Origin of the sequence: Marinobacter sp. DS40M6 (assembly GCF_028581595.1) — a bacterium.
In the GTDB taxonomy this organism is placed as follows: domain Bacteria; phylum Pseudomonadota; class Gammaproteobacteria; order Pseudomonadales; family Oleiphilaceae; genus Marinobacter; species Marinobacter salarius.
The window spans coordinates 17,611-43,128 of record NZ_JAFCAE010000008.1 but is presented as its reverse complement, the minus strand read 5'-3'; the positions used below and the strand labels follow the sequence as shown (position 1 = coordinate 43,128).

General features: G+C 55.3%; 34 protein-coding genes. 1 reads left to right on the top strand and 33 read right to left on the bottom strand.

What is annotated here, in order from left to right:
• The first annotated feature begins 16 nt into the window (after nt 1–16).
• Complete coding sequence (gene uvrA / locus JJO78_RS18090) at nt 17–2,848, top strand: excinuclease ABC subunit UvrA (protein WP_273624376.1); 2,832 nt, start codon at nt 17–19, stop codon at nt 2,846–2,848.
• Between the two features lie 73 nt (nt 2,849–2,921).
• On the opposite strand, the gene rplQ is transcribed toward uvrA, so the two are convergent.
• The 33 genes from rplQ to rpoC form a co-directional block, all read right to left on the bottom strand.
• On the bottom strand, nt 2,922–3,320 hold the full coding sequence (rplQ, locus tag JJO78_RS18085; protein ID WP_007153989.1) for a 50S ribosomal protein L17: 399 nt from the start codon (nt 3,318–3,320) through the stop codon (nt 2,922–2,924).
• A gap of 33 nt (nt 3,321–3,353) precedes the next feature.
• Nucleotides 3,354–4,358 (bottom strand): DNA-directed RNA polymerase subunit alpha, encoded by a 1,005-nt coding sequence (locus tag JJO78_RS18080; RefSeq protein WP_036203352.1) that lies wholly within the window; start codon nt 4,356–4,358, stop codon nt 3,354–3,356.
• 35 nt (nt 4,359–4,393) lie between these two features.
• Nucleotides 4,394–5,014, bottom strand: coding sequence for a 30S ribosomal protein S4 (gene rpsD, locus JJO78_RS18075; protein WP_007153991.1), 621 nt, complete (start codon nt 5,012–5,014; stop codon nt 4,394–4,396).
• A gap of 18 nt (nt 5,015–5,032) precedes the next feature.
• The gene (rpsK, locus tag JJO78_RS18070) at nt 5,033–5,422 is read right to left on the bottom strand and encodes a 30S ribosomal protein S11 (protein ID WP_007153992.1); all 390 of its coding nucleotides are present in this window, start codon (nt 5,420–5,422) and stop codon (nt 5,033–5,035) included.
• Between the two features lie 13 nt (nt 5,423–5,435).
• Complete coding sequence (gene rpsM / locus JJO78_RS18065) at nt 5,436–5,792, bottom strand: 30S ribosomal protein S13 (RefSeq protein WP_007153993.1); 357 nt, start codon at nt 5,790–5,792, stop codon at nt 5,436–5,438.
• 141 nt (nt 5,793–5,933) lie between these two features.
• Nucleotides 5,934–6,047, bottom strand: a complete 114-nt coding sequence (gene rpmJ / locus JJO78_RS18060) for a 50S ribosomal protein L36 (protein WP_008174902.1) — start codon at nt 6,045–6,047, stop codon at nt 5,934–5,936.
• A gap of 30 nt (nt 6,048–6,077) precedes the next feature.
• A complete protein-coding gene (gene secY / locus JJO78_RS18055) occupies nt 6,078–7,400 on the bottom strand; it encodes a preprotein translocase subunit SecY (protein WP_007153995.1) in 1,323 nt (440 codons plus the stop codon).
• 17 nt (nt 7,401–7,417) lie between these two features.
• Nucleotides 7,418–7,852: a 50S ribosomal protein L15 gene (gene rplO, locus JJO78_RS18050; protein WP_007153996.1), complete on the bottom strand. Its 435-nt coding sequence runs from the start codon at nt 7,850–7,852 to the stop codon at nt 7,418–7,420.
• 1 nt (nt 7,853) lies between these two features.
• Nucleotides 7,854–8,042: a 50S ribosomal protein L30 gene (gene rpmD, locus JJO78_RS18045; protein ID WP_007153997.1), complete on the bottom strand. Its 189-nt coding sequence runs from the start codon at nt 8,040–8,042 to the stop codon at nt 7,854–7,856.
• A gap of 4 nt (nt 8,043–8,046) precedes the next feature.
• Complete coding sequence (gene rpsE, locus JJO78_RS18040; RefSeq protein WP_007153998.1) at nt 8,047–8,547, bottom strand: 30S ribosomal protein S5; 501 nt, start codon at nt 8,545–8,547, stop codon at nt 8,047–8,049.
• Nucleotides 8,548–8,559: 12 nt separating this feature from the next.
• Nucleotides 8,560–8,907 (bottom strand): 50S ribosomal protein L18, encoded by a 348-nt coding sequence (gene rplR / locus JJO78_RS18035; protein WP_007153999.1) that lies wholly within the window; start codon nt 8,905–8,907, stop codon nt 8,560–8,562.
• Nucleotides 8,908–8,916: 9 nt separating this feature from the next.
• A complete protein-coding gene (rplF, locus tag JJO78_RS18030) occupies nt 8,917–9,450 on the bottom strand; it encodes a 50S ribosomal protein L6 (RefSeq protein ID WP_036203349.1) in 534 nt (177 codons plus the stop codon).
• Nucleotides 9,451–9,459: 9 nt separating this feature from the next.
• On the bottom strand, nt 9,460–9,852 hold the full coding sequence (gene rpsH / locus JJO78_RS18025) for a 30S ribosomal protein S8 (RefSeq protein ID WP_007154001.1): 393 nt from the start codon (nt 9,850–9,852) through the stop codon (nt 9,460–9,462).
• An 89-nt stretch (nt 9,853–9,941) separates the two neighbouring features.
• Entirely contained in the window at nt 9,942–10,247 is a 306-nt protein-coding gene (gene rpsN, locus JJO78_RS18020; protein ID WP_007154002.1) for a 30S ribosomal protein S14, read from the bottom strand.
• Between the two features lie 12 nt (nt 10,248–10,259).
• Nucleotides 10,260–10,799 (bottom strand): 50S ribosomal protein L5, encoded by a 540-nt coding sequence (gene rplE, locus JJO78_RS18015; protein ID WP_036203346.1) that lies wholly within the window; start codon nt 10,797–10,799, stop codon nt 10,260–10,262.
• Between the two features lie 15 nt (nt 10,800–10,814).
• Nucleotides 10,815–11,135, bottom strand: a complete 321-nt coding sequence (gene rplX, locus JJO78_RS18010) for a 50S ribosomal protein L24 (RefSeq protein WP_007154004.1) — start codon at nt 11,133–11,135, stop codon at nt 10,815–10,817.
• Between the two features lie 16 nt (nt 11,136–11,151).
• Entirely contained in the window at nt 11,152–11,520 is a 369-nt protein-coding gene (gene rplN / locus JJO78_RS18005; protein WP_007154005.1) for a 50S ribosomal protein L14, read from the bottom strand.
• A 58-nt stretch (nt 11,521–11,578) separates the two neighbouring features.
• On the bottom strand, nt 11,579–11,845 hold the full coding sequence (rpsQ, locus tag JJO78_RS18000) for a 30S ribosomal protein S17 (protein WP_007154006.1): 267 nt from the start codon (nt 11,843–11,845) through the stop codon (nt 11,579–11,581).
• 1 nt (nt 11,846) lies between these two features.
• On the bottom strand, nt 11,847–12,038 hold the full coding sequence (rpmC, locus tag JJO78_RS17995) for a 50S ribosomal protein L29 (RefSeq protein ID WP_007154007.1): 192 nt from the start codon (nt 12,036–12,038) through the stop codon (nt 11,847–11,849).
• Entirely contained in the window at nt 12,038–12,451 is a 414-nt protein-coding gene (rplP, locus tag JJO78_RS17990; protein ID WP_007154008.1) for a 50S ribosomal protein L16, read from the bottom strand. The genes rpmC and rplP overlap by 1 nt, the downstream gene beginning before the upstream one ends.
• A gap of 12 nt (nt 12,452–12,463) precedes the next feature.
• Nucleotides 12,464–13,147 carry a 30S ribosomal protein S3 gene (gene rpsC, locus JJO78_RS17985; protein ID WP_273624361.1) on the bottom strand — a complete coding sequence of 228 codons (684 nt, stop codon included), beginning with the start codon at nt 13,145–13,147 and terminating at the stop codon, nt 12,464–12,466.
• Nucleotides 13,148–13,158: 11 nt separating this feature from the next.
• A complete protein-coding gene (rplV, locus tag JJO78_RS17980) occupies nt 13,159–13,491 on the bottom strand; it encodes a 50S ribosomal protein L22 (protein ID WP_007154010.1) in 333 nt (110 codons plus the stop codon).
• Nucleotides 13,492–13,507: 16 nt separating this feature from the next.
• Nucleotides 13,508–13,783, bottom strand: coding sequence for a 30S ribosomal protein S19 (gene rpsS, locus JJO78_RS17975; RefSeq protein ID WP_007154011.1), 276 nt, complete (start codon nt 13,781–13,783; stop codon nt 13,508–13,510).
• 23 nt (nt 13,784–13,806) lie between these two features.
• On the bottom strand, nt 13,807–14,634 hold the full coding sequence (gene rplB, locus JJO78_RS17970) for a 50S ribosomal protein L2 (RefSeq protein WP_007154012.1): 828 nt from the start codon (nt 14,632–14,634) through the stop codon (nt 13,807–13,809).
• A gap of 17 nt (nt 14,635–14,651) precedes the next feature.
• Nucleotides 14,652–14,945 carry a 50S ribosomal protein L23 gene (gene rplW / locus JJO78_RS17965; protein WP_007154014.1) on the bottom strand — a complete coding sequence of 98 codons (294 nt, stop codon included), beginning with the start codon at nt 14,943–14,945 and terminating at the stop codon, nt 14,652–14,654.
• Nucleotides 14,942–15,547, bottom strand: coding sequence for a 50S ribosomal protein L4 (gene rplD, locus JJO78_RS17960; protein WP_007154015.1), 606 nt, complete (start codon nt 15,545–15,547; stop codon nt 14,942–14,944). The genes rplW and rplD overlap by 4 nt, the downstream gene beginning before the upstream one ends.
• An 11-nt stretch (nt 15,548–15,558) precedes the next feature.
• The gene (gene rplC / locus JJO78_RS17955) at nt 15,559–16,197 is read right to left on the bottom strand and encodes a 50S ribosomal protein L3 (protein ID WP_007154017.1); all 639 of its coding nucleotides are present in this window, start codon (nt 16,195–16,197) and stop codon (nt 15,559–15,561) included.
• Between the two features lie 73 nt (nt 16,198–16,270).
• The gene (gene rpsJ, locus JJO78_RS17950; protein WP_004580743.1) at nt 16,271–16,582 is read right to left on the bottom strand and encodes a 30S ribosomal protein S10; all 312 of its coding nucleotides are present in this window, start codon (nt 16,580–16,582) and stop codon (nt 16,271–16,273) included.
• 187 nt (nt 16,583–16,769) lie between these two features.
• The gene (tuf, locus tag JJO78_RS17945) at nt 16,770–17,966 is read right to left on the bottom strand and encodes an elongation factor Tu (protein ID WP_007154018.1); all 1,197 of its coding nucleotides are present in this window, start codon (nt 17,964–17,966) and stop codon (nt 16,770–16,772) included.
• A gap of 35 nt (nt 17,967–18,001) precedes the next feature.
• Entirely contained in the window at nt 18,002–20,107 is a 2,106-nt protein-coding gene (gene fusA, locus JJO78_RS17940) for an elongation factor G (protein WP_036203343.1), read from the bottom strand.
• Nucleotides 20,108–20,125: 18 nt separating this feature from the next.
• Nucleotides 20,126–20,596, bottom strand: coding sequence for a 30S ribosomal protein S7 (gene rpsG / locus JJO78_RS17935; protein ID WP_036203340.1), 471 nt, complete (start codon nt 20,594–20,596; stop codon nt 20,126–20,128).
• A gap of 113 nt (nt 20,597–20,709) precedes the next feature.
• A complete protein-coding gene (gene rpsL, locus JJO78_RS17930; RefSeq protein WP_007154021.1) occupies nt 20,710–21,084 on the bottom strand; it encodes a 30S ribosomal protein S12 in 375 nt (124 codons plus the stop codon).
• Between the two features lie 168 nt (nt 21,085–21,252).
• On the bottom strand, nt 21,253–25,467 hold the full coding sequence (rpoC, locus tag JJO78_RS17925; RefSeq protein WP_036203337.1) for a DNA-directed RNA polymerase subunit beta': 4,215 nt from the start codon (nt 25,465–25,467) through the stop codon (nt 21,253–21,255).
• Nucleotides 25,468–25,518 lie beyond the last annotated feature (51 nt).

The following is a 25,518-nucleotide window of genomic DNA, read 5'->3' as shown; positions in this document are numbered from 1 at the left end:
CCGACAGCGAGGTGTTATGGACCATATCCAGATCAAAGGGGCACGAACCCACAATCTGAAGAACATTGACCTGGATATGCCGAGGGACAAGCTGATCGTTATCACCGGGCTGTCCGGCTCTGGCAAATCTTCTTTGGCGTTTGACACGCTTTACGCCGAGGGACAGCGTCGGTACGTGGAATCACTGTCCACCTACGCAAGGCAGTTTCTGTCGATGATGGAAAAGCCAGACGTGGATCATATTGAAGGCCTGTCGCCGGCCATTTCGATCGAGCAGAAGAGCACCTCCCACAACCCCCGTTCTACCGTCGGCACCATCACCGAAATCTACGACTACCTTCGCCTGCTGTTTGCCCGCGCTGGCGAGCCCCGCTGCCCGGATCACGATCTGCCACTAGAGGCCCAGACTGTAAGCCAGATGGTGGATCAGGTGTTGGCCATGCCCGATGACAGCAAGCTGATGATCCTCGCTCCGGTCATCCGTGACCGCAAGGGTGAGCACCTGCAGGTCATCGACACGATGCGCAGCCAGGGCTTTATCCGCCTGCGGGTGGACGGCCGTGTTTACGATATCGATGACGTTCCAACACTGGACAAGAAACGGAAGCACCAGATTGACGTGGTGGTCGACCGCTTCAAGGTCAAACCGGGGCTTGAGCAACGGCTTGCCGAGAGTTTTGAAACCGCTCTGGGCCTGGCTGATGGCATCGCGCTCGTTGCCCCCATGGATAATGAGGGAAACGAACATACGTTTTCTGCCCGCTACGCGTGTACCCAGTGCGGATACGCCATCAGCGAGCTGGAACCGAGACTGTTTTCCTTCAACAACCCTGCCGGCGCCTGCCCGACTTGCGATGGCCTGGGCGTCAAGCAATTCTTCGATGCCGAAAAGATCGTCCAGCACCCAGAGGCCACCCTTGCCGAGGGCGCCATCAAGGGCTGGGACCGCAGGGCCGTGTACTATTTCCAGATGCTGACCAGTGTGGCCGAACATTACGACATCAACATGGACACTCCCTGGGAGGACCTGCCGGAGGATTTTCGTCAGGCGCTGCTCTACGGCACGGGAACCGAAGACGTCCCATTCCGCTATGTAAACTCGCGCGGCCACATCATGGAGAAGGCCCATCCTTTTGAGGGCATCCTGCCAAACCTCGAGCGCCGCTACCGGGAAACCGAATCACAGAGCATGCGAGAGGAACTGGCCCGCAACCTCAGCACGCAGCCCTGCAAAGAGTGCGGCGGCTCACGACTGCGACGCAGCGCCCGGCATGTGTTTGTTGAGAAGAACAACATCTCGGACGTCACCCACATGCCTGTCGGCGACGCCCATGACTATTTCGGACAACTTGCCCTTCCTGGCCGCAAGGGCGAAATTGCCGAAAAAATCCTCAAGGAAGTTCGTCAGCGACTGCAATTCCTCGTTAACGTTGGCCTGGAATACCTGACCCTTGAACGCAGCGCCGATACACTCTCCGGCGGCGAAGCCCAGCGCATACGGCTGGCGAGCCAGATCGGTGCCGGCCTTGTGGGCGTCATGTACATTCTCGATGAACCATCCATTGGCCTGCACCAACGGGATAACGATCGCCTACTGGCCACACTGTTCCATCTGCGGGATCTGGGCAATACCGTTATCGTTGTCGAGCACGACGAAGACGCCATCCGGGCTGCGGATCACGTGATCGATATCGGGCCGGGTGCAGGCGTGCACGGTGGCCACATCATTGCCCAAGGCACGCCCGAAGACATCATCGCCTCCAAGGACTCCCTCACCGGGCAGTACTTGTGCGGCGAAAAAGAGATCGCGGTCCCTGAACAACGCCATAGCCGGAAGGGTAAACCACTGGTACTGGCAGGCGCGACCGGAAACAACCTGCAAGGTGTCACATTAACCTTACCGCTGGGTGTTATGACGTGTGTCACCGGCGTTTCGGGCTCCGGCAAGTCCACGCTGATCAACAGCACCCTGTATCCGGTGTGTGCTGCAAAGCTCAACAAAGCCACTAGCCTGAGCCACGCGCCCTATGAATCCCTGAAAGGGCTGGACCAGCTCGACAAAGTCATCGACATCGACCAGAGCCCCATAGGCCGGACACCCCGCTCCAACCCGGCGACCTACACCGGACTGTTCACTCCGATACGTGAACTGTTTGCAGGCACCCAGGAAGCCCGTTCCCGCGGATACAAACCGGGCCGTTTCAGCTTCAACGTTAAGGGCGGTCGTTGTGAGGCCTGTCAGGGCGACGGCGTGATCAAGGTAGAAATGCACTTCCTGCCGGACGTGTATGTCCCCTGCGATGTCTGCAAAGGCAAGCGCTACAACCGCGAAACTCTGGAGGTCCGATACAAGGGCAAGAGCATTCACGAAGTGCTGGAGATGACCGTAGAAGAAGCCCGCGAATTTTTCGACCCGGTTCCGTTCCTCGCCCGCAAGCTGCAAACGCTGATGGACGTCGGGCTATCGTATATCCGCCTCGGGCAAAGTGCAGTCACCCTTTCCGGAGGCGAGGCCCAACGCGTCAAACTGGCCAAGGAACTGTCCAAGCGCGATACCGGCAAGACACTCTACATTCTTGATGAGCCCACTACCGGCCTGCACTTCTACGACATCCAGCAACTACTGACCGTACTGCAGCGACTTCGTGATCATGGCAACACCATCGTGGTGATCGAGCACAACCTGGATGTGATCAAGACGGCGGACTGGATTATTGACCTTGGGCCCGAAGGCGGCTCCGGTGGCGGTCAGATCATTGCGGAAGGGACGCCAGAGCATGTTGCCGCAGAGACGGGGTCACATACCGGGCGGTACCTGAAGGGCGTCTTGGCCCAGAATCGGAAATAAACACTACACGTGATGAGACATAAAAAAACCGGAGGGATTAACCTCCGGTTTTTTTATGGGCTTGGCGAAAAACTTAATCTTCGCTTTCGTCCACTTCTTCTGCTTCGATGTCCAGCGGACGACCAACCAGCTCTACAAATGCCATGGGGGCATTGTCGCCGGCACGGAAGCCACACTTCAGGATACGAAGGTAACCACCCGGACGCTCGTTGTAACGGGGACCAAGCTCATTGAACAGCTTGGCAACCGCCGCATCGTCACGCAGGCGAGAAAACGCCAGACGACGATTCGCGACCGAATCATTCTTTGACAGCGTGATCAAAGGCTCCGCTACCCGGCGAAGTTCTTTCGCTTTCGGGAGCGTAGTTTTGATCAGCTCGTGTTCAACCAGTGACGCAGTCATGTTACGGAACATGGCCTTGCGATGCGCACTGGTCCTGCTGAACTTACGACCACTCTTACGATGACGCATTGCTCTGATTCCTTACCTTAAACTAATCGGCGATTAACCGCCCAGGACCCGATCGTCGCCACGAAGGCTAGCCGGCGGCCAGTTATCAAGACGCATACCCAGTGACAGACCGCGGGACGCGAGCACGTCCTTGATCTCAGTAAGCGACTTTTTACCAAGGTTAGGCGTCTTCAGCAGCTCAACTTCAGTGCGCTGTATCAGATCGCCGATGTAGTAAATATTCTCAGCTTTCAAGCAGTTAGCTGAACGCACTGTCAATTCCAGATCATCAACCGGACGCAGGAGAATCGGATCAATTTCTTCCTCTTCCTCAACACGCTCGGGTTCTTTCTCGTGATCGAAATCAACAAACACGGCCAGTTGTTGCTGGAGGATGGTCGCGGCCCGGCGAATCGCTTCTTCCGGGTCGATCGTACCATTGGTTTCCAGATCAATAACCAGCTTGTCCAGGTCGGTGCGCTGTTCTACCCGTGCACTTTCCACGGCGTAGGCAACACGGCGGACCGGACTGAAAGTTGCGTCCAGTTGCAGGCGTCCAATGGCGCGAGTTTCGTCCTCGTCCAGACCCCGCTGATCAGCAGGCTCATAGCCGCGACCACGGGCAACCTTCAGACGCATGTTCACTTCACCATTGGCACTCAGGTGACAGATCACATGTTCCGGGTTGGTGATCTCGACATCGTGATCCAGCTTGATATCACCGGCAGTGACAACGCCCGGGCCTTTCTTGCTGAGGGTTACCTCGGCATCGTCCCGGCCGCCCATTTTCACGGCCACGCCTTTAAGATTCAAAAGAATCTCAATGACGTCTTCCTGAACACCTTCGATCGCGCTGTACTCGTGCAACACGCCGTCGATCTGTGCCTCGGTAATGGCACAGCCCGGCATTGAGGACAAGAGTATCCGACGCAGTGCGCTACCAAGAGTATGACCGAAGCCCCTTTCCAGAGGCTCCAGGGTCACTTTGGCGCGCATGGCGCTTGATTCTTTCACGTCAATGGTACGAGGTGTCAATAACTCATGTACTGAACGCTGCATAGACGCCCCTAATTGCTCTCGTTGCTAACTGGGCTTTACTTGGAGTAAAGCTCGACGATGAGGTTCTCGTTGATGTCGGCCGGCAATTCAGTGCGCTCGGGCACTGACCTGTAAACGCCGGACATCTTGCTGGCGTCGACCTCTACCCAGCTCACCGGTGCGCGGCTGGAAGACAGATCCAGCGCGCCTTTAACGCGAAGCTGGTTTTTTGCCTTCTCACGCACGCTCACAACATCACCCGGACGGACCTGATAAGACGGGATGTTCACCAGCTTATCGTTGACCAGGATCGCTTTGTGAGAAACGAGCTGACGGGACTCAGCACGGGTAGAACCAAAACCCATGCGATAGACAACGTTATCAAGACGGCCTTCCAGCAGCTGCAACAGGTTCTCACCGGTTGCACCCTTGATGCGGGCGGCCTCTTTGTAATAGTTGCGGAATTGCTTCTCCAGCACGCCGTAGATACGACGGACTTTCTGTTTTTCACGAAGCTGTACGCCATATTCGGACAGACGACCGCGACGCGCGCCGTGCATACCCGGCGGAGTCTCGATGTTGCACTTTGAATCGAGCGCGCGAACACCGCTCTTCAGAAAAAGATCTGTCCCTTCACGACGAGACAGCTTGCACTTCGGGCCTATGTAACGAGCCATAATTCACTGTCTCCTGTGTTAGACGCGGCGCTTTTTGGGCGGACGACAACCGTTATGGGGAATCGGCGTCACATCAGTGATGTTAGTGATCTTGTAGCCGCACGCGTTCAGCGCACGAACCGCAGATTCACGTCCGGGCCCCGGACCTTTAACCTCTACGTCCAGGTTTTTAAGGCCGTATTCAGCAGCCGCATTACCGGCTCTTTCAGCTGCTACCTGCGCAGCAAAAGGTGTACTCTTGCGTGACCCACGGAAACCGGACCCACCAGAAGTGGCCCAGGACAATACGTTGCCCTGACGGTCAGAAATGGTCACGATAGTGTTGTTGAAGGACGCGTGAATGTGCGCGACGCCATCAACAACCGTCTTTTTCACCTTTTTACGGGTACGTGTACCTGGCTTTGCCATGTTTGCCTACCTGTTACTTACGAATAGGTTTGCGAGGACCTTTACGGGTGCGGGCGTTGGTCTTTGTGCGCTGGCCACGGACAGGGAGTCCATGACGGTGGCGCAGACCACGGTGGCAACCGAGATCCTTCAAACGCTTAATGTTCATCTGAACTTCACGACGCAGATCGCCTTCAACGGCCAGCTTGCCTACTTCTGTACGAAGTGATTCAAGCTGCTCGTCGGACAGGTCCTTGACCTTGACGTCCGGCTTAACACCGGTTGCATCGCAAAGCTTCTGGGCTGCTGTCTTACCGACTCCAAAAATGTAAGTCAGAGAGATAACAGCATGTTTGTGATCGGGTATATTGACACCGGCTATACGTGCCATCCAAATTACTCCGCGTTCAAAGCTTTGCTGTGTGAATTTTCCGCCACTATAAAAGGGCGCGAAATAATAGCGCCTGACCCCACCTGAGGTCAAGCGCCATTAATCGTACCCTTTACAATGTCAGTGCTGAATCCGTAAGGATTAACCCTGACGCTGCTTGTGGCGAGGCTCCGAGCAAATGACTCGTACTGAGCCATTGCGACGAATTACTTTGCAGTTACGGCAAATTTTCTTTACCGAAGCGCGTACTTTCATTGTCGACTCCAGTTTTCAAGGGGAACGAAATTATCCGTTCCGACCATAGCCCTTGAGATTGGACTTCTTCATCAACGAATCATATTGATGAGACATCAGGTGCGACTGAACCTGAGCCATGAAATCCATCACCACGACTACAACAATCAGCAGAGACGTGCCGCCCAGATAGAACGGTACATTCCCGGCAACCATCAGAAACTGAGGGAACAGGGACACTGCTGCAATGTACATTGCACCGAACAGAGTCAGGCGGGTCAGCACACCATCAATATACTTGGCAGTCTGATCGCCCGGACGAATGCCCGGAATAAACGCGCCTGAGCGCTTGAGGTTATCCGCAACTTCTTTCGGGTTATACATCAACGCTGTATAGAAGAAGCAGAAGAAAACGACTGCTGCTGCGAACAGAATGATGTATAGCGGCTGGCTAGGTGCCAATGCCTGGGAAATATCACTCAGCCATTCCATGCCCTCGCCCTGACCGAACCACTGCCCCAGCGACGCCGGGAACAGCAGAATGGAGGAAGCGAAGATCGGCGGAATAACGCCTGCCATATTCACTTTTAAAGGCAAATGGCTGGACTGCTGAGCAAATACCCGCCGGCCTTGCTGGCGCTTCGCGTAATTGATGGTCAGTCGACGCTGACCACGCTCCATAAACACCACGAAGCCAATTACAGCAACCGCCAGGATACCAATACCCAGAACCACCAACAGACTCATCTCGCCGTTACGCGCTTGCTCCAGGGTCTGCCCTATGGCACCTGGAAGGCCAGCAACAATACCGGCAAAAATCAGCAGGGAAATCCCGTTGCCGACGCCGCGCTCGGTGATCTGCTCACCCAACCACATCATGAACACGGCACCACTGACAAAGGATACCACAGCCACAAAGTGGAAGCTGAAGCTGTCGTTGAAGGTCACACCCTGGGATGCCAGCCCGACAGAAATACCAAAGCCCTGAACCAGGGCCAGGATAACCGTACCATACCGCGTGTACTGGCTTATCTTGCGACGGCCAGCTTCACCCTCCTTCTTCAGTTGCTCCAGCGTCGGACTGACCGCTGTCATCAACTGCATAATAATAGAGGCTGAAATATACGGCATGATACCAAGTGCGAAGATACTCATCCGCTCAAGCGCACCACCGGAAAACATGTTGAACATGCTCAGGATTGTGCCCTGGTTCTGTTCAAACAGTGCCGCCAGACGGTCGGGGTTAATACCCGGCACCGGGATGTGGGCACCGATCCGGTACACCAGCAATGCCAGGAAGACGAACCAGAGCCGCGATCGCAGCTCTGCCAGTCCTTTACCCGCGCCCGCAGGCAATGATGCGTTCTTGGCCATTTAGTCCTCGACTCGCCTTAGTCTTCGACTTTACCGCCCGCGGCAGTGATCGCCTCGCGTGCGCCTTTGGTCACCTTCAGACCCTTGACAGTCACTGCGCGGCTCAGTTCGCCGGACAGAATAACCTTCGCTTCACGAATTTCTTCGCGAACGATGTCAGCCTTCTTCAGGGCCTCGAGATCAGCTACGTCACCGTCGACTTTCGCCAGTTCGTTCAGACGAATTTCAGCCACATAGCGCTGCTGGCGCGAGGTGAAACCGAATTTCGGCAGACGACGGGCCAACGGCTGCTGGCCGCCCTCGAAACCAGGCGCGACACTGCCGCCGGAACGGGCCTTAAGACCCTTGTGACCACGACCACCGGTCTTGCCGAGGCCGCTACCGATACCGCGACCCACGCGCTTGGCGGCAGGACGTGAACCAGGCTCCGGACTAAGTTCGTTCAGACGCATCTTAGTTCTCCTCTACCTGCACCAGGTAGTTAACCCGGTTGATCATCCCGCGGATGGAAGGGGTATCTTCCACTTCCACGGTGTGACCGATTTTACGGAGACCCAGGCCCTTGACGCACAGCTTGTGCTTGGGCTGACAGCCGATTGGGCTGCGGGTCAGTGTTACTTTGATCGTTTTTGCGTTCGCCATGACTTCAACCCAGAATCTCTTCCACGGATTTACCGCGCTTGGCTGCAATATCTTCAGGCGCTTGAGTTGCCTGGAGACCCTTGATGGTGGAACGTACCACGTTCACCGGGTTGGTGGACCCGTAACACTTGGACAGTACGTTCTGCACACCCGCTACTTCCAGTACGGCACGCATAGCGCCGCCGGCGATGATACCGGTACCTTCTGATGCAGGCTGCATGTAAACCTTGGAACCACCATGCTGCGCTTTAACCGCGTACTGCAGGGTATTTCCGTCAAGCGGGATGTCGACCATGTTCTTGCGTGCAGCTTCCATCGCTTTCTGGATCGCAACCGGCACTTCACGCGCCTTGCCACGACCGAAACCAACGCGTCCTTTACCATCACCCACTACAGTCAGTGCAGTGAAGGCAAAAATACGACCGCCCTTAACAACCTTGGCGACGCGATTGACCTGAACCAGCTTCTCCTGGAGCTCAGGCGCCTTCTGTTCGTTAACGCTCATCTTCTCCACCTCTTAGAATTGCAAGCCAGCTTCACGGGCTGCGTCGGCCAGAGCCTGGACGCGACCATGATAACGGTAACCGGAGCGGTCAAAAGCGACCTGCTCTACACCTGCTGCCTTGGCACGCTCAGCAATCAACTGACCGACCTTTTTGGCAGCGTCCACGTTACCGGTTGCACCCTGGCGCAGGTCCTTATCCAACGTGGAGGCAGCCGCCAGCACCTTGCTGCCGTCTGCAGTGGTAACCTGGGCGTACATGTGCCGGGGTGTACGATGTACACACAGGCGGTTGGTGCCCAGCTTACGGATCTTCATGCGCACTTTGCGTGCGCGACGCAATCTTTCGTTATTCGCGCTCATAGTCCCGCCTTATTTCTTCTTGGCTTCTTTGCGTCTGACCTGCTCATCCGCATAACGCACACCCTTGCCTTTGTAAGGCTCTGGCGGACGGAATGCGCGGACTTCTGCAGCGACCTGGCCAACCTGTTGCTTGTCGATTCCGCGAATCACAACTTCCGTATTGGACGGAGTTTCAGCGGTAATCCCCTCGGGCAGCTCATACTCAACCGGGTGTGAAAAACCCAGCGTCAGATTGAGCTTCTTACCTTGCGCCTGGGCACGGTAGCCTACGCCCGTCAGCGCGAGCTTGCGCTCAAAGCCTGTAGACACACCGGTCACCATATTGTTGACCAATGCGCGGGTAGTACCAGCAAGAGCGCGGGACTGTTTGGCTCCATCACGGGGTGCGAAGCGCAGAACGTTTTCTTCCTGCGTGACCTCTACCACATGGTGGATGGTGAATTGAAGCGATCCTTTGGACCCCTTCACATTAATTTCCTGTCCGTTCAGCTTAACCTCAACACCGGAAGGCAGCACGACAGGATTATTGGCAACCCTGGACATGTGTATCTCCTAAAATACGGTGCAGATGACTTCGCCACCCACGCCGGCAGCACGTGCAGCGCGGTCTGTCATTACGCCCTTGGACGTAGAGACAATCGCGACTCCCAGACCACCGGATACCTTCGGCAGCTCCCCAGCGCCCTTGTACTGGCGCAGACTCGGACGGCTGACCCGCTTGATTTCCTCAATAACCGGCTTGCCACCGAAGTATTTGAGGTTAATGGTCAGCTCGGGTTTCGCGTCAGCTGAGACGGAAAAATCGGCTACGTAACCTTCGTCCTTAAGGACCTGGGCTACGGAGATCTTCATCTTTGAAGACGGCATGGCCACATCGGCCTTCTGTGCCATCTGTGCATTACGGATACGGGTAAACATATCCGCAAGCGTATCTTGCATACTCATTGGTATGAGACTCCTGATCTTTTTAGTTGTGCAGCGGCGCGCCGCACCGCTTACCAACGGGCACCTGACCTGCGGTCAGTGTACCTGCCTTACCAGCTTGCTTTGGTCAGGCCCGGGACGTCGCCGCGCATGCCAGCTTCACGCAACTTAATACGTGACAGCTTGAACTTGCGCAGAACGCCGTGGGGACGACCTGTAACCTGGCAACGATTACGAAGACGCGAGGGAGACGCATCACGAGGAAGCTGTTGCAGCTTCATCTGTGCATCCCAACGGTCATCATCGCTGGTATTCGGGTTCTTGATAATCGCCTTGAGTTCGGCGCGCTTCGCTGCGTACTTCGCAACGGTTTTTTCGCGCTTGAACTCGCGGTTCTTCATGGAAACCTTAGCCATTACACTCGTTCCTTATTTCTTGAACGGAAAGCCGAAGGCTTTCAACAGTTCGCGACCTTCATCGTCGGTACCGGCAGTGGTGGTAATGGTGATATCAAGTCCACGGATCTTGTCGACTCTGTCGTACTCGATCTCGGGGAAAATGATCTGCTCACGCACACCCATGCTGTAGTTACCGCGACCATCGAAGGACTTGGGATTCAGACCGCGGAAGTCACGAATGCGGGGTACCGCAATGTGAACCAGACGATCAAAGAAATCCCACATACGCTCACCGCGCAGGGTAACTTTACAACCGATCGGCCAACCTTCACGGATTTTAAAGCCCGCTACGGATTTACGTGCCAAAGTGACAACGGCTTTTTGACCTGCCAGGCGCTCAAGATCCGCCACGGCATTTTCAATCAGCTTCTTGTCACCGACCGCTTCGCCGACACCCATATTCAGGGTGATCTTTTCGATACGCGGCACCTGCATGATGTTCTTGTAGCTGAACTCTTTCTGCAGGGCGGGTACCACTTCCTTACTGTACTGCTCTTTCATGTTAAGCATCGTAACCACCACCGCTTACTGGTTATCGACGACTTCTTTCGTGGACTTAAAGATCCGCACTTTAGCGCCGTCTTCCTTGATCTGGAAGCCTACGCGATCGGCTTTGCCGGTCTGCGGATTAAAAATAGCCACGTTGGAAGCCTGGATAGGTGCTTCTTTTTCGACGATGCCACCTGGGGTGCCGAGCATCGGGTTTGGCTTGGTGTGCTTCTTGATCATATTGATCCCAGAAACAACAACCCGGCCATCGTCCTGAACCTTCAAGACTTTACCACGTTTGCCTTGGTCTTTCCCCGTAGTGACGATTACTTCGTCATCTCGTTTGATCTTTTTCATAACCGGCCTCTGGTCCTTAAAGTACTTCGGGTGCCAGTGAAATAATTTTCATGAACTTCTCATTTCGCAGTTCACGGGTAACCGGTCCGAAGATACGGGTACCAATGGGTGCGTCCTGATTGTTCAGAAGTACTGCCGCGTTTCCGTCGAAACGAATAAGCGACCCGTCGGGACGACGCACACCTTTACGGGTACGTACAACGACAGCTTTCAGGACCTGGCCTTTTTTCACTTTACCGCGGGGGATGGCTTCCTTAACGGTTACCTTGATGATATCCCCAACGCTGGCATAACGCCGATGTGAACCGCCCAGGACCTTGATGCACATCACCTGACGTGCACCACTGTTGTCCGCGACTTCAAGCATTGTTTGAGTCTGAATCATGGTTATTCTCCAGCAGAAACCACTTTGCCGTTACGACAAGACTCACCGTCCGGGCGAGTTACACCTTCGATGCGCGTTCGGTGACTTCCACCAGAGCCCAGCTTTTGGTCTTGGAGACCGGGCGGGTTTCCTGGATTGTAACGGTGTCACCGATGTTGCACTGATTGCTCTCGTCGTGAGCATGAATTTTGGATGAACGCTTCATGTACTTACCGTACAGAGGATGCTTAACCTGGCGCTCAACCAGAACCACAATGGATTTCTCCATTTTGTTGCTCACGACCTTGCCGCTCAGGGTTCTGGCAGTTTGGGTAGCTTCAGTCATGTTACTGTCCTGCCTTTTCATTCATAACTGTTTTCACGCGAGCAATGTCACGCTTCACCTTCGGAAGAAGATGAGACTGATTCAGCTGACCTGTCGCCTTACGCATGCGCAGGTTGAACTGCTCCTTCAGGAGGTCGATCAGCTCTTTGTTCAGCTCCTCGACTGACTTGTCACGCAGCTCTGTTGCTTTCATCACATCACCGTCCTCGTTACAAAGGTGGTCTGTACGGGCAGCTTGGCCGCAGCAAGAGTGAACGCGTCACGAGCGATTTCCTCGGAAACACCTTCCATCTCATACAGCATCCGGCCTGGCTGAATTTCAGCCACCCAGTACTCGACAGAACCCTTACCTTTACCCATTCGTACTTCGAGCGGCTTGCTGGAGATCGGCTTGTCCGGGAAAATCCGGATCCAGATCTTACCGCCCCGCTTGATGCGGCGAGTCATGGTACGACGCGCTGCCTCAATCTGGCGCGCAGTTATACGTCCACGGCTTGTCGCCTTCAATCCGTATTCACCGAAGCTCACCTTGTTAGCACGGTGCGCAAGACCGGTGTTACGGCCTTTCATTACCTTGCGAAATTTGGTGCGTTTTGGTTGCAGCATTTGAGTGCCCCTTTACTTAGAACCTTTCTTCCCAGAGGCTTTCTTGTCAGCACGGACCTGCTCCATACCACCAAGAATCTCACCTTTGAAGATCCATACCTTGACGCCGATAATGCCGTAAGTGGTTTTCGCTTCGTAGGTCGAGTAATCAATGTCTGCACGCAGTGTGTGCAGCGGTACACGACCTTCGCGATACCACTCGGAACGGGCAATTTCAGCACCCCCGAGACGACCGCCTACCTGAATCTTGATGCCTTTCGCACCCTGGCGCATGGCGTTCTGTACCGCACGCTTCATAGCGCGACGGAACATCACACGACGCTCCAGCTGACCGGCAACGTTCTGCGCGACCAGGCGGGCATCCAGGTCCGGCTTGCGGACTTCTTCGATGTTGATGTGCACGGGCACACCCATCATGTCGCTGACTTCGCGACGCAGACGGTCAACATCTTCACCCTTCTTACCGATAACAATACCGGGACGGGCTGTATGGATCGTGATACGGGCGTTCTGAGCAGGGCGCTCGATCACAATCTTGCTGACAGACGCCTTTACCAGACGCTTGTCCAGGAATTCGCGAACCTGAATATCATTCAACAGGTTGTTCGCGTATTCCGCCTTTTCGGCGTACCACACTGAGCTGTGCTCTTTGATCACACCCAGGCGCATGCCGGTTGGATTTACTTTATGACCCATCTGAGCATCTCCTACTTGTCGGCGACCTTGACGGTGATATGACAGGTGCGCTTGAAAATCCGGTCAGCGCGCCCCTTGGCTCGAGCTTTGATTCGCTTGAGCGTCGGACCCTCATCCACCATAACGGTGGAAACCCGCAAATCATCTACGTCCAGACCTTCGTTGTGCTCAGCGTTAGCGATGGCAGACTCAAGGGCTTTCTTGAGAATGACCGCCGCCTTCTTCGGGCTGAAAGTCAGAATGTTCAGGGCGTCCTCAACAGCCTTGCCGCGTACTTGGTCAGCGACAAGACGCGCTTTCTGAGCTGAGAGGCGAGCGCCCTTGTACTTGGCTGCTACTTCCATTTCTATTACCTCACAATCAGCGTTTAGCTTTCTTGTCGGCCGCATGACCACGATAAGTACGCGTCGCCGCGAACTCACCCAGCTTATGCCCGACCATATCTTCGGTGACATAAACCGGCACGTGCTGCTTGCCGTTGTGGACTGCAATGGTCAGGCCTACCATCTCCGGAAACACTGTCGACCGGCGGGACCAGGTTTTGATCGGCCGCTTGTCGTTAGCTTCCAGAGCTGCCTCGACCTTCTTCAACAGATGCAGGTCTATAAAAGGACCTTTCTTCAAAGAACGTGGCACAGCATTTACCTCTATGTAGTCGTTTACTTGGCTGAACGACGACGTACTATCATCTTATCAGTACGTTTGTTCTTACGAGTCTTATGCCCTTTGGTCGGAACACCCCACGGAGTAACCGGGTGACGCCCGCCAGAGGTACGCCCTTCACCACCACCATGCGGGTGGTCAACTGGGTTCATAGCAACACCACGTACTGTTGGACGTTTACCGCGCCAACGTGATGCACCCGCTTTACCAAGCTGCTTGAGGCTGTGTTCGCTGTTGGACACTTCGCCCAACGTTGCGCGACAGTCAACAAGCACCTTACGCATTTCACCTGAGCGCAGGCGGATGGTGGCATAAGCCCCTTCCCGAGCAACCAGCTGTACGGATGCGCCCGCAGAGCGAGCCAGCTGAGCACCTTTGCCAGGCTTGATTTCGACGCAGTGAATCACAGAACCGACCGGAATATTCCGGAGCGGAAGTGTGCTTCCTACTTTAATCGGCGCGTCGATGCCGGAGCGCACAGGGTCACCAATCTGCATACCTTTGGGAGCGATAATGTAGCGACGCTCGCCATCGGCGTACTTGATCAGCGCAATGTGCGCAGAGCGGTTAGGATCGTATTCCAGGCGCTCGATAGTCGCCGGGATACCATCTTTGGTCCGCTTAAAGTCAATGACACGGTAGTGTTTTTTATGTCCACCACCAATGTGACGGGTAGTGATGCGACCAAAATGGTTGCGACCACCCGATTTACTAAGAGTTTCTACCAACGGCTCGTAAGGGCGCCCCTTGTGAAGATCAGGGTTAAAGAGCTTAACAACGTGACGGCGGCCGGCAGATGTTGGCTTGGTTTTGACGATCGGCATTTTACGACCCCTTTACCTTATTCCACATCCAGAAAATCAATGTCCTGACCGTCCGCAAGCTTAACGTAAGCCTTACGAATGTCAGCACGCTTGCCGAAGCCGCGAACGGTACGCTTGAGCTTACCCTTACGGTTCAGAACCTGAACACCTTCGACGGTGACGTTGAACAGCTGCTCAACGGCTTTCTTGATCTCGGGCTTGGTTGCGTCAGGGGCTACACGGAATACCACCTGACCACTTTCCGCGACCAGAGAGGCTTTCTCTGATACGTGAGGCCCAAGAAGAACCTTGTAAATACGTTCCTGATTCATCCCAGCATCTCCTCGATTTTCTTCAGAGCGGGAACAGTCACAACCACTTTGTCGAAGGCGACAAGGCTAACCGGGTCAAGGCCGGCGACATCACGCACATCAACGTGCGGGATATTGCGCGAGGCCAGGTGCAGGTTCTGCTCGACGTTGTCGGACAGAATCAGCGCGTTACTGACACCGATATCGCTCAGCTTGGCAGTGAAGGCCTTGGTCTTGGGCGTTTCGACATTCATGTCGTCGACCACAACCAGGCGCTCCTGACGGACCAGCTCGGAAAAAATGGAGCGCATCGCTGCGCGGTACATTTTGCGGTTTACCTTCTGCTCAAAACTCTGAGGCTTGGCAGCGAAGGTAACACCACCGGACCGCCACAGCGGACTGCGGATGGTACCGGCACGGGCACGACCCGTACCCTTCTGACGCCAGGGCTTCTTACCACCACCAGCGACTTCCGAACGTGTTTTCTGAGCACGGGTACCCTGGCGCGCACCGGACATATACGCGGTGACAACCTGGTGAACCAGTGACTCATTAAAATCTTTGGCGAATGCAGCGTCGGAAACCGAGATTCCCTTGCCGCTACCTGTAATAGTCAATTCCATCGCACCGCTCCTCAGGCTTTAACTGCAGGCTTGATGACAACATTTCCGCCGGTCGCGCCCGGAACGGCACCACGAATCAGCAGAAGGTTGCGCTCGGCGTCGACACGGACGACTTGCAGGTTCTGCACGGTCACCTGCGCATTGCCCATCTGGCCCGCCATCTTTTTGCCCTTGAATACCTTGCCCGGAGTCTGGTTCTGACCGATGGAACCCGGAGCACGATGAGAAAGGGAGTTACCGTGTGTGGCGTCCTGCATGGAGAAGTTCCAGCGCTTTACGCCGCCCTGGAAACCTTTACCCTTGGACTGACCAACAGCATCAACGACCTGGCCATCTTCAAAGATGGAAGCGGTAATCTCTCCGCCTGCAGCCAGCTCTTCGCCTTCGCCATCAGCGAGACGGAATTCCCACAGACCACGACCAGCCTCGACTCCGGCTTTGGCGTAATGGCCCGCTTCGCTTTTAGTCACACGAGAGGAACGACGCTTACCAACGGTTACCTGAACCGCGCGATAGCCATCGCTTTCAAGAGTTTTCAGCTGGGTAATGCGGTTGGGCTCAACCTCAATTACCGTTACGGACACTGCTTGCCCGTCTTCCGTAAAAATACGGGTCATACCGGCCTTGCGACCGACAATTCCAATTGCCATGTTTCACCTCTTAAGTGTACGGGGCTCTCACCCTCTATGGCCTTATGACAGTTACACAGACTAACGCTTGGCGTTAGCCGAGGCTGATCTGAACGTCTACACCTGCTGCCAGATCCAGCTTCATCAAAGCATCTACTGTCTTTTCCGTCGGCTCGACGATATCCAGCAAACGCTTGTGTGTACGAATCTCGTACTGATCGCGCGCGTCTTTGTTGACGTGCGGTGAAATCAGAACGGTGTACTTTTCCTTCCGCGTCGGCAGAGGGATTGGTCCACGCACTTGAGCGCCGGTCCGCTTCGCGGTATCGACAATCTCCTGCGTTGACTGGTCGATCAGGCGATAATCAAACGCCTTCAACCGGATTCGAATTTTTTGGCTTTGCATGATGCACCAAACTCCACTCGTAGCAGCTACTAGTTAGCCGACCTTCAAAAAAAGGAGCCGCATTGTATGCATAATACCCAGCAGTGTCAACTGCGATGAGCAGCGACTCTACCAGGTCAGATTGTGCGGCTGAAACAGAAAAAGGGGCTGACTTTCAGCCCCTTTTTCCTTAGATCATTCGAATAATTTATTCGATGATCTTTGAGACTACGCCGGCACCAACGGTACGACCACCTTCACGAATCGCGAAGCGCAGGCCATCTTCCATGGCGATCGGAGCAATCAGGGTAACACTCATCTTCACGTTGTCACCCGGCATAACCATTTCCACACCTTCCGGCAGCTCACAGGAACCTGTGACGTCGGTGGTACGGAAGTAAAACTGCGGACGGTAACCCTTAAAGAACGGGGTATGACGACCACCTTCTTCTTTGCTCAGCACGTACACTTCGCACTCGAACTTGGTGTGCGGCTTGATGGAGCCCGGCACACACAGAACCTGACCACGCTCTACGTCGTCACGCTTGGTACCACGCAGCAGAACACCAACGTTCTCACCAGCACGACCTTCGTCCAGCAGCTTGCGGAACATCTCAACACCGGTACAAACGGTCTTCACGGTATCTTTGATACCGACGATTTCCACTTCGTCACCAACCTTGATGATGCCGCGCTCTACACGACCGGTTACAACCGTACCGCGACCAGAGATGGAGAACACGTCCTCGATCGGCATCAGGAACGGCTGATCAATCGCACGCTCCGGATCCGGGATGTACTCGTCCAGGGCTTCTACCAGCTTCTTAACAGCGGTAGTACCCATTTCGTTATCATCCTTACCTTCCAGCGCCATCAGCGCGGAACCGGTAACGATCGGCGTGTCATCGCCCGGGAAGTCGTACTGGCTCAGCAGTTCGCGAACTTCCATCTCGACCAGCTCCAGCAACTCCTCGTCATCAACCATGTCCGCCTTGTTCAGGAACACAACGATGAAAGGAACGCCAACCTGGCGGGACAGCAGGATGTGCTCGCGAGTCTGCGGCATGGGGCCGTCAGCTGCGGAACAAACCAGGATCGCGCCGTCCATCTGCGCCGCACCCGTGATCATGTTCTTCACGTAGTCAGCGTGGCCCGGGCAGTCAACGTGCGCATAGTGACGCGCCGGCGAATCGTACTCAACGTGAGAGGTCGCGATGGTGATACCACGTGCCTTCTCTTCCGGTGCGTTATCGATCTGGTCGAATGCGCTTGCACTACCAGTACCCCACACTTCGTGACACACACGAGTCAGCGCGGCTGTCAGCGTGGTCTTGCCATGGTCTACGTGACCAATGGTGCCCACGTTTACGTGCGGCTTATTACGCTCAAATTTTGCTTTAGACACGGTTACACCTCTTCCTGTTTCTTAAGTCCTGGGGATCAACCCTTTTTAATGATCGCTTCGGCAATGTTCGAGGGAGCTTCCATATAGCGGGAGAACTCCATCGCATAAGACGCCCGACCCTGCGTTGCAGAACGCAGATCGGTGGCGTAACCGAACATCTCCGACAACGGAACCTCGGCACGGATTGTCTTGCCCGATGGGCCGTCTTCCATACCCTGAACCAGACCACGACGGCGGTTCAGATCACCAACGACGTCACCCATATACTCTTCAGGGGTAACGCACTCGACCTTCATGAGCGGCTCAAGAAGGGCCGGACTAGCCTCCAACGCGCCTTTTTTCATCGCCATGGATCCGGCGACCTTGAACGCCATCTCGTTGGAGTCAACGTCATGGTAGGAACCATCGTACAGCGTGGCCTTGATCCGCAGCAGAGGATAACCGGCCAGACAGCCGTTCTTCATCTGCTCTTCAATGCCCTGCTGAACAGCGGGAATGTATTCCTTGGGAACCACACCACCAACGATTTCGTTTACGAAGATGAAGTTCTCGCCATCCTCCTCGTCGAGAGGCAGCGGCTCAAGCTTGAGCTTGACATGACCATACTGACCACGACCGCCAGACTGACGTACGAACTTACCTTCCACATCCACGTTCTTACGGATGCATTCACGATAAGCCACCTGCGGCTTACCAATGTTCGCTTCAACCTTGAACTCGCGACGCATTCGGTCAACGATGATGTCCAGGTGAAGCTCACCCATACCGGAGATGATGGTCTGGCCAGATTCTTCATCAGTACGAACCTGGAAAGACGGATCTTCCTGAGCAAGCTTGCCCAGAGCAACACCCATTTTCTCCTGGTCAGCCTTGGACTTCGGCTCAACGGCTACAGAAATAACCGGCTCAGGGAACTCCATGCGTTCCAGGATAATTTTATGATTCTCATCACAAAGGGTATCACCGGTGGTGACACTCTTCAGGCCGATTGCCGCAGCAATATCACCCGCGAGAACTTCCTTGATCTCCTGACGCTCTTTGGAGTGCATCTGAACCATACGGCCGACGCGTTCCTTCTTGCTCTTTACGGAGTTGTAGACTGCATTACCAGATTCGAGCTTACCGGAGTAAACCCGGAAGAAGGTTAGCGTGCCAACAAACGGATCGGTGGCGATTTTGAACGCGAGAGCCGAGAAAGGCGCGTCGTCGTCAGCCTGACGGGTTTCTTCAGTACCGTCTTCATCGACCTCACCACGGATGGCTTTGACTTCGTCCGGAGCCGGCAGGAATTCGATCACCGAATCCAGCACCGCCTGAACACCCTTATTCTTAAAGGCAGAACCACATGTCGCGACAACAATCTCGTTGGCGAGCGTACGGATACGCAGACCTTTCTTGATGTCTTCAATGCTGAGCTCGCCCTCTTCAAGGTAGCGCTCCATCAGCTCTTCATTAGCTTCAGCAGCCGCTTCCATCATTTCTTCGCGGTACTTCGCTACTTCGTCAGCCATTTCGGCAGGAACGTCGCGCTGGTCATAGGTAGCACCGGCATCATCTTCGTTCCAGTAAATCGCCTTGTTACGAATCAGGTCAACCAGACCAGCGAACTCGTCTTCGGCACCGATCGGCAACTGAATGGGAACGGCAGTCGCACCCAGACGGTTCTTAATCTGATTCACAACGCGCAGGAAGTTGGCACCGGCACGGTCCATCTTGTTGACGAACACCATGCGGGGCACTTCGTACTTGTTGGCCTGACGCCAAACAGTCTCGGACTGCGGCTCAACACCAGAGGAGCCACAGAACACCACAACTGCACCGTCGAGCACACGCAGGGAACGCTCTACCTCGATGGTAAAGTCAACGTGCCCCGGGGTGTCGATGATGTTGATGCGGTGCTCAGGATACTGCTTATCCATGCCCTGCCAGAAACAGGTGGTTGCAGCAGACGTGATGGTAATACCACGCTCCTGCTCCTGCTCCATCCAGTCCATGGTCGCCGCGCCATCATGAACCTCACCGATTTTGTGGGAAATGCCTGTGTAGAACAGAACCCGCTCGGTGGTTGTGGTCTTGCCCGCATCAACGTGCGCACAAATACCAATGTTTCTGTATCTCTTGATCGGAGTCTTGCGTGCCACTGTATGAACCTCGGCTGATTAGAAACGGAAGTGAGAGAACGCCTTGTTGGCTTCTGCCATGCGATGAACGTCTTCGCGCTTCTTAACAGCGGAGCCCTTGCTATCAGCGGCATCCAGGATTTCACCTGCCAGACGCTGCGCCATGGACTTTTCACCACGCTTCCGTGAAAATTCTACGAGCCAGCGCATGGCCAGCGCGTTCTGACGGGAAGGCCGTACTTCGACAGGCACCTGGTAGGTAGCACCACCCACACGACGGGATTTAACTTCAACCATCGGCTGGATGTTTTCCAGGGCCTTCTCGAACATGTCGATCGGCTCTTCCTTGGACTTGTCGGCAACGATATCGAGCGCGCCATAAACAATGCGCTCAGCAACAGCTTTTTTGCCGCTTTCCATCACATGGTTGATGAACTTGGCCAGCCGTGCACTGCCGAATTTGGGATCCGGGATAATTTCCCGTTTTGCTGCAACTCTTCTTCTAGGCATCGATAAGCCCTTATCTATTAAAAGGTCTTCAGGAACCCCTGAGATAGCATCAGCTACTCAGCCTTACTCTTACCGTTCTACGTAGCAACGATAAAAGACACCCGTGTGGGACATCAGGACTTGGGTCGTTTTGCACCGTACTTGGAGCGGCCCTGCTTACGGTTCTGCACACCCTGGGTGTCCAGTGTTCCGCGAACAGTGTGATAGCGCACACCCGGAAGGTCTTTTACTCGACCGCCACGGATCAGCACAACACTGTGCTCCTGAAGGTTGTGACCTTCACCACCAATGTATGAGGAAACCTCGTAGCCGTTGGTCAGGCGAACACGGCACACTTTACGCAGTGCTGAGTTCGGCTTCTTCGGCGTTGTGGTGTACACACGAGTACAAACACCACGGCGCTGCGGGCAAGCCTGCAGAGCAGGAACGTCGCTCTTGGCCGCTTTGCGTTTACGAGGCTTACGCACCAACTGATTAATCGTTGCCATGTAAGCAAACTCCAAAAAACCGTATCAATGAAACTTACCCCCGACAGGCGGGGGTAAAATTTGAGGGTCGCAAGTTTAAGCCTGCGACCCTGAACAGTCAAGATGACTGATCTCTTTTTGACCACCCGCCAGGTAAGTAACTACCGGCGGGTGGCGTTACCGGTCAACTCAGCTTTCGCGGTTGAGTTCGGCACTCAGAGCTTCTTCGACATCCGCTGCCGTTACGCCCTGCTCTTCCAGATCACGCTTGCGACGACGCTCTGCGTGGTATGCCAGACCGGTACCAGCCGGAATCAGCCGACCAACGACAACGTTCTCTTTCAGCCCGCGGAGGTAATCCCGCTTGCCGGTGACGGCGCCTTCGGTCAGAACCCGCGTGGTTTCCTGGAACGATGCCGCTGAAATGAACGACTCCGTCGCCAGAGATGCCTTGGTAATACCCAGCAACAAGCGCTCACAACGTGCGGTTTCCTTGTCTGCCGCTTCCGCTTTTTCGTTCTCTTCCATGAACTGGGTAATTTCTACCTGATCGCCAGCCAGCAGGCTGGTATCACCGGCATCAGTGATCTCCACCTTACGCAGCATCTGTCGAACGATAACCTCAATATGCTTATCGTTGATGACAACACCCTGCAGACGGTAAACGTCCTGGATTTCGTTGGTGATGTACTTGGCCAACGCAACCACACCCAGAAGACGAAGGATGTCGTGCGGATTGGACGGGCCATCAGAGATAACCTCACCCTTCTCGACCGTTTCACCCTCGAACACGTTCATCTGGCGATGCTTGGGAATCAGAACCTCATACGGATCCGCATCCTTCGGCGTAATCACCAGACGTTTCTTGCCCTTGGTTTCCTTGCCGAAGGACACCACACCACTGACTTCAGCCAGGATGGACGATTCTTTCGGACGACGGGCCTCGAACAGGTCGGCAACACGCGGCAGACCACCGGTGATATCCCGGGTCTTCGAGCTTTCCTGCGGAATACGGGCAACCACGTCACCCAACTCGATCTTGGCGCCATTGGCCATGGTCACCAGCGCGTTGGCCGGCAGGAAGAAGATCGCGGTACCACCACCTGGCAACTCAACATCGTTACCCTTGTCGTCGATCAGCTGAATGGCAGGACGAATGTCCTTACCAGCCGCCGGACGCTCTTTCGGGTCGATAACCTCCATCGTGGAAAGACCCGTCAGCTCATCAGTCTGGGTACGGACGGTAATGCCCTGATCCATGTTGACGAACTTGGCGGTACCTTCCGCTTCAGCGATGATTGGGTGCGTGTGCGGATCCCACTTGGCAACCGCAACCCCTGCTTCCACGGCGTCGCCGTGCTTGACAGACAGCACCGCACCATAGGGCAGCTTGTACCACTCGCGCTCACGACCCTGCTCATCGGCAATGGCCAGCGCTGAGGAACGGGACACAACAACCAGACTGCCGTCGCTCTTCTCGATCGATTTCAGGTTGTGCAGACGAACGGTGCCGCCGTGCTTGACCTGGATATTGTCAACCGCTGATGCCCGGCTTGCCGCACCACCGATGTGGAAGGTACGCATGGTCAGCTGGGTACCCGGCTCACCGATGGACTGTGCAGCGATAACACCGACAGCCTCGCCCACATTGACCTCATGGCCACGGGCAAGATCACGGCCATAACACTTGGAGCAGATACCGTGGCGAGTCTCACAGGTGATCGCAGAGCGAACCCAGACTTCGTCCACACCGGCACGCTCAAGGGATTCAACCGCTTTCTCGTCCAGCAGGACGCCGGCCTCGACAACGGCATTATCCTTGTCCGTTGGCGTAAAGGCTGCACGGGCCGTAACACGACCAAGCACACGATCACCCAGCGGTACAACAACGTCGCCACCCTCGATGTGCGGCGTCATCAACAGACCTTCTTCGGTACCACAGTCGGTTTCGGTAACGACCAGATCTTGGGAAACGTCTACCAGACGGCGAGTCAGGTAACCTGAGTTCGCGGTCTTCAGCGCCGTATCCGCCAGACCCTTACGGGCACCGTGGGTGGATATGAAGTACTGGAGTACGTTCAGACCCTCACGGAAGTTCGCAGTGATCGGCGTCTCGATGATGGAGCCGTCCGGCTTCGCCATCAGGCCACGCATACCAGCCAGCTGGCGAATCTGAGCCGCGGAACCCCGGGCGCCCGAATCAGCCATCATGTAAACCGAGTTGAACGACTCCTGCATCAAGTCTTCGCCGTCCTCACCTTTAACTGGCTTGCCGTCTGGCCCGATAACCTGCTCCTTCGAGAGCCGATCCATCATCGCCTTCGACACTTTGTCGTTGGCACGGGACCAGATATCGATAACCTTGTTGTACTTCTCACCCTGGGTCAGCAGACCGGATGCGTACTGGGTCTCGATGTCCTTGACTTCCTCGGAGGCAGCATCCACCAACTCGTATTTCTCGGGAGGAATCTCGAAGTCGTTGAAGCCGATCGAGATACCGGAAACCGTCGCATAGTGGTAGCCCATGTACATGAGCTGGTCAGCAAAGATAACGGTATCCTTGAGGCCGGCATCACGGTAACAGGTGTTGATCAGATTCGAGATCGACTTCTTGACCATCGGCTTGTTGACCAGCTCATAGGACAGGCCGTCAGGAACGATATCGAACAACAGCGCACGACCGACCGTGGTGTCAACGATCTTGTACTCTTCGGTACGCTCGCCGTCTTCCTGGATCGTGACTTCCTTGACCCGGACCTTGACGATCGCCTGAAGGTCAACCTTGCCAGCACCATAGGCACGGTGCGCTTCTTTAACATCGGCAAACACCATGCCTTCACCGACGGCACTCTTGCGCTCGCGGGTCATGTAGTAAAGACCCAGTACCACGTCCTGGGACGGCACGATGATCGGCTCGCCGTTGGCCGGCGACAGCACGTTGTTGGTGGACATCATCAACGCACGGGCTTCGAGCTGGGCTTCCAGGGTCAGCGGCACGTGTACCGCCATCTGGTCACCGTCGAAGTCGGCGTTGTAGGCCGCACACACCAGCGGATGCAGCTGAATGGCCTTGCCTTCGATCAGTACCGGCTCGAACGCCTGGATACCCAGACGGTGAAGAGTCGGTGCCCGGTTCAGCATGATCGGATGCTCACGGATGACCTCGTCCAGGATATCCCAGACCACGCCTTCCTCACGCTCGACCATCTTCTTGGCGGCCTTGATGGTGGTCGCCAAGCCACGGTGCTCAAGCTTTGAGAAGATGAACGGCTTGAACAGCTCCAACGCCATCTTCTTGGGCAGACCACACTGATGCAAACGCAGGTACGGACCAACCACGATCACGGAACGACCGGAGTAGTCCACACGCTTACCGAGCAGGTTCTGACGGAAGCGACCTTGCTTACCCTTGATCATGTCGGCCAGGGACTTCAGCGGACGCTTGTTGGTACCAGTGATGGCGCGACCACGACGGCCGTTATCCAACAGCGCATCAACCGCTTCCTGTAGCATCCGCTTCTCGTTGCGCACAATAATGTCCGGAGCATTCAGCTCCAACAGGCGCTTGAGGCGGTTGTTACGGTTGATCACCCGGCGATACAGGTCGTTCAGGTCAGAGGTGGCAAAACGGCCACCATCCAGCGGCACCAGCGGACGAAGATCCGGCGGCAGAACCGGCAGAACGGTCATGACCATGTCGCCCGGCTTATTGCCGGAATACAGGAAAGCCTCAAGAATCTTCAGGCGCTTGCTGAACTTCTTGATCTTGGTCTCGGAGTTGGTCTGGGGAATCTCTTCCCGCAAGGCCTCAACCTCGGCCTGCAGATCAATACCTTCCAGCAGCTCCTGGACGGCTTCGGCACCCATGCGGGCATCGAATTCGTCACCGAACTCTTCAAGGGCTTCGTAATACTGCTCGTCGTTCAGCAATTGACCGCGCTCAAGCGTCGTCATGCCCGGCTCGATCACGATGAACGACTCAAAATACAGGACCCGCTCGATATCGCGCAGGGTCATGTCCAGCATCAGGCCGATGCGGGACGGCAGTGATTTCAGGAACCAGATGTGGGCGACCGGGCTGGCGAGCTCGATGTGACCCATGCGCTCACGGCGCACACTGGCCAGTGCCACTTCAACACCGCACTTCTCGCAGATGACACCACGGTGCTTGAGCCGCTTGTACTTGCCGCACAGGCACTCGTAATCCTTGATCGGGCCGAAGATCTTGGCACAGAAAAGACCGTCACGCTCAGGCTTGAACGTACGGTAGTTGATGGTCTCAGGCTTTTTGACCTCACCAAAAGACCATGAACGGATCATGTCAGGCGACGCCAGGCCAATACGGATGGCGTCAAATTCCTGCTTCTGGTTCTGGTTTTTGAGAAGATTCAGCAAATCTTTCATCAGTAACAGCTCCGGATGGCGTTATTCTCGGGCGGGTACCGACCGGTACCC

Coding starts and splice junctions, on each gene's coding strand:
- uvrA (WP_273624376.1), top strand. CDS start 17: ATGGACCATATCCAGATCAAAGGGGCACGAACCCACAATCTGAAGAAC.
- rplQ (WP_007153989.1), bottom strand. CDS start 3,320: ATGCGTCATCGTAAGAGTGGTCGTAAGTTCAGCAGGACCAGTGCGCAT.
- JJO78_RS18080 (WP_036203352.1), bottom strand. CDS start 4,358: ATGCAGCGTTCAGTACATGAGTTATTGACACCTCGTACCATTGACGTG.
- rpsD (WP_007153991.1), bottom strand. CDS start 5,014: ATGGCTCGTTACATAGGCCCGAAGTGCAAGCTGTCTCGTCGTGAAGGG.
- rpsK (WP_007153992.1), bottom strand. CDS start 5,422: ATGGCAAAGCCAGGTACACGTACCCGTAAAAAGGTGAAAAAGACGGTT.
- rpsM (WP_007153993.1), bottom strand. CDS start 5,792: ATGGCACGTATAGCCGGTGTCAATATACCCGATCACAAACATGCTGTT.
- rpmJ (WP_008174902.1), bottom strand. CDS start 6,047: ATGAAAGTACGCGCTTCGGTAAAGAAAATTTGCCGTAACTGCAAAGTA.
- secY (WP_007153995.1), bottom strand. CDS start 7,400: ATGGCCAAGAACGCATCATTGCCTGCGGGCGCGGGTAAAGGACTGGCA.
- rplO (WP_007153996.1), bottom strand. CDS start 7,852: ATGCGTCTGAACGAACTTAGTCCGGAGCCTGGTTCACGTCCTGCCGCC.
- rpmD (WP_007153997.1), bottom strand. CDS start 8,042: ATGGCGAACGCAAAAACGATCAAAGTAACACTGACCCGCAGCCCAATC.
- rpsE (WP_007153998.1), bottom strand. CDS start 8,547: ATGAGCGTTAACGAACAGAAGGCGCCTGAGCTCCAGGAGAAGCTGGTT.
- rplR (WP_007153999.1), bottom strand. CDS start 8,907: ATGAGCGCGAATAACGAAAGATTGCGTCGCGCACGCAAAGTGCGCATG.
- rplF (WP_036203349.1), bottom strand. CDS start 9,450: ATGTCCAGGGTTGCCAATAATCCTGTCGTGCTGCCTTCCGGTGTTGAG.
- rpsH (WP_007154001.1), bottom strand. CDS start 9,852: ATGAGTATGCAAGATACGCTTGCGGATATGTTTACCCGTATCCGTAAT.
- rpsN (WP_007154002.1), bottom strand. CDS start 10,247: ATGGCTAAGGTTTCCATGAAGAACCGCGAGTTCAAGCGCGAAAAAACC.
- rplE (WP_036203346.1), bottom strand. CDS start 10,799: ATGCTTAACATGAAAGAGCAGTACAGTAAGGAAGTGGTACCCGCCCTG.
- rplX (WP_007154004.1), bottom strand. CDS start 11,135: ATGAAAAAGATCAAACGAGATGACGAAGTAATCGTCACTACGGGGAAA.
- rplN (WP_007154005.1), bottom strand. CDS start 11,520: ATGATTCAGACTCAAACAATGCTTGAAGTCGCGGACAACAGTGGTGCA.
- rpsQ (WP_007154006.1), bottom strand. CDS start 11,845: ATGACTGAAGCTACCCAAACTGCCAGAACCCTGAGCGGCAAGGTCGTG.
- rpmC (WP_007154007.1), bottom strand. CDS start 12,038: ATGAAAGCAACAGAGCTGCGTGACAAGTCAGTCGAGGAGCTGAACAAA.
- rplP (WP_007154008.1), bottom strand. CDS start 12,451: ATGCTGCAACCAAAACGCACCAAATTTCGCAAGGTAATGAAAGGCCGT.
- rpsC (WP_273624361.1), bottom strand. CDS start 13,147: ATGGGTCATAAAGTAAATCCAACCGGCATGCGCCTGGGTGTGATCAAA.
- rplV (WP_007154010.1), bottom strand. CDS start 13,491: ATGGAAGTAGCAGCCAAGTACAAGGGCGCTCGCCTCTCAGCTCAGAAA.
- rplB (WP_007154012.1), bottom strand. CDS start 14,634: ATGCCGATCGTCAAAACCAAGCCAACATCTGCCGGCCGCCGTCACGTT.
- rplW (WP_007154014.1), bottom strand. CDS start 14,945: ATGAATCAGGAACGTATTTACAAGGTTCTTCTTGGGCCTCACGTATCA.
- rplD (WP_007154015.1), bottom strand. CDS start 15,547: ATGGAATTGACTATTACAGGTAGCGGCAAGGGAATCTCGGTTTCCGAC.
- rplC (WP_007154017.1), bottom strand. CDS start 16,197: ATGGCAATTGGAATTGTCGGTCGCAAGGCCGGTATGACCCGTATTTTT.
- rpsJ (WP_004580743.1), bottom strand. CDS start 16,582: ATGCAAAGCCAAAAAATTCGAATCCGGTTGAAGGCGTTTGATTATCGC.
- rpsG (WP_036203340.1), bottom strand. CDS start 20,596: ATGCCTAGAAGAAGAGTTGCAGCAAAACGGGAAATTATCCCGGATCCC.
- rpsL (WP_007154021.1), bottom strand. CDS start 21,084: ATGGCAACGATTAATCAGTTGGTGCGTAAGCCTCGTAAACGCAAAGCG.
- rpoC (WP_036203337.1), bottom strand. CDS start 25,467: ATGAAAGATTTGCTGAATCTTCTCAAAAACCAGAACCAGAAGCAGGAA.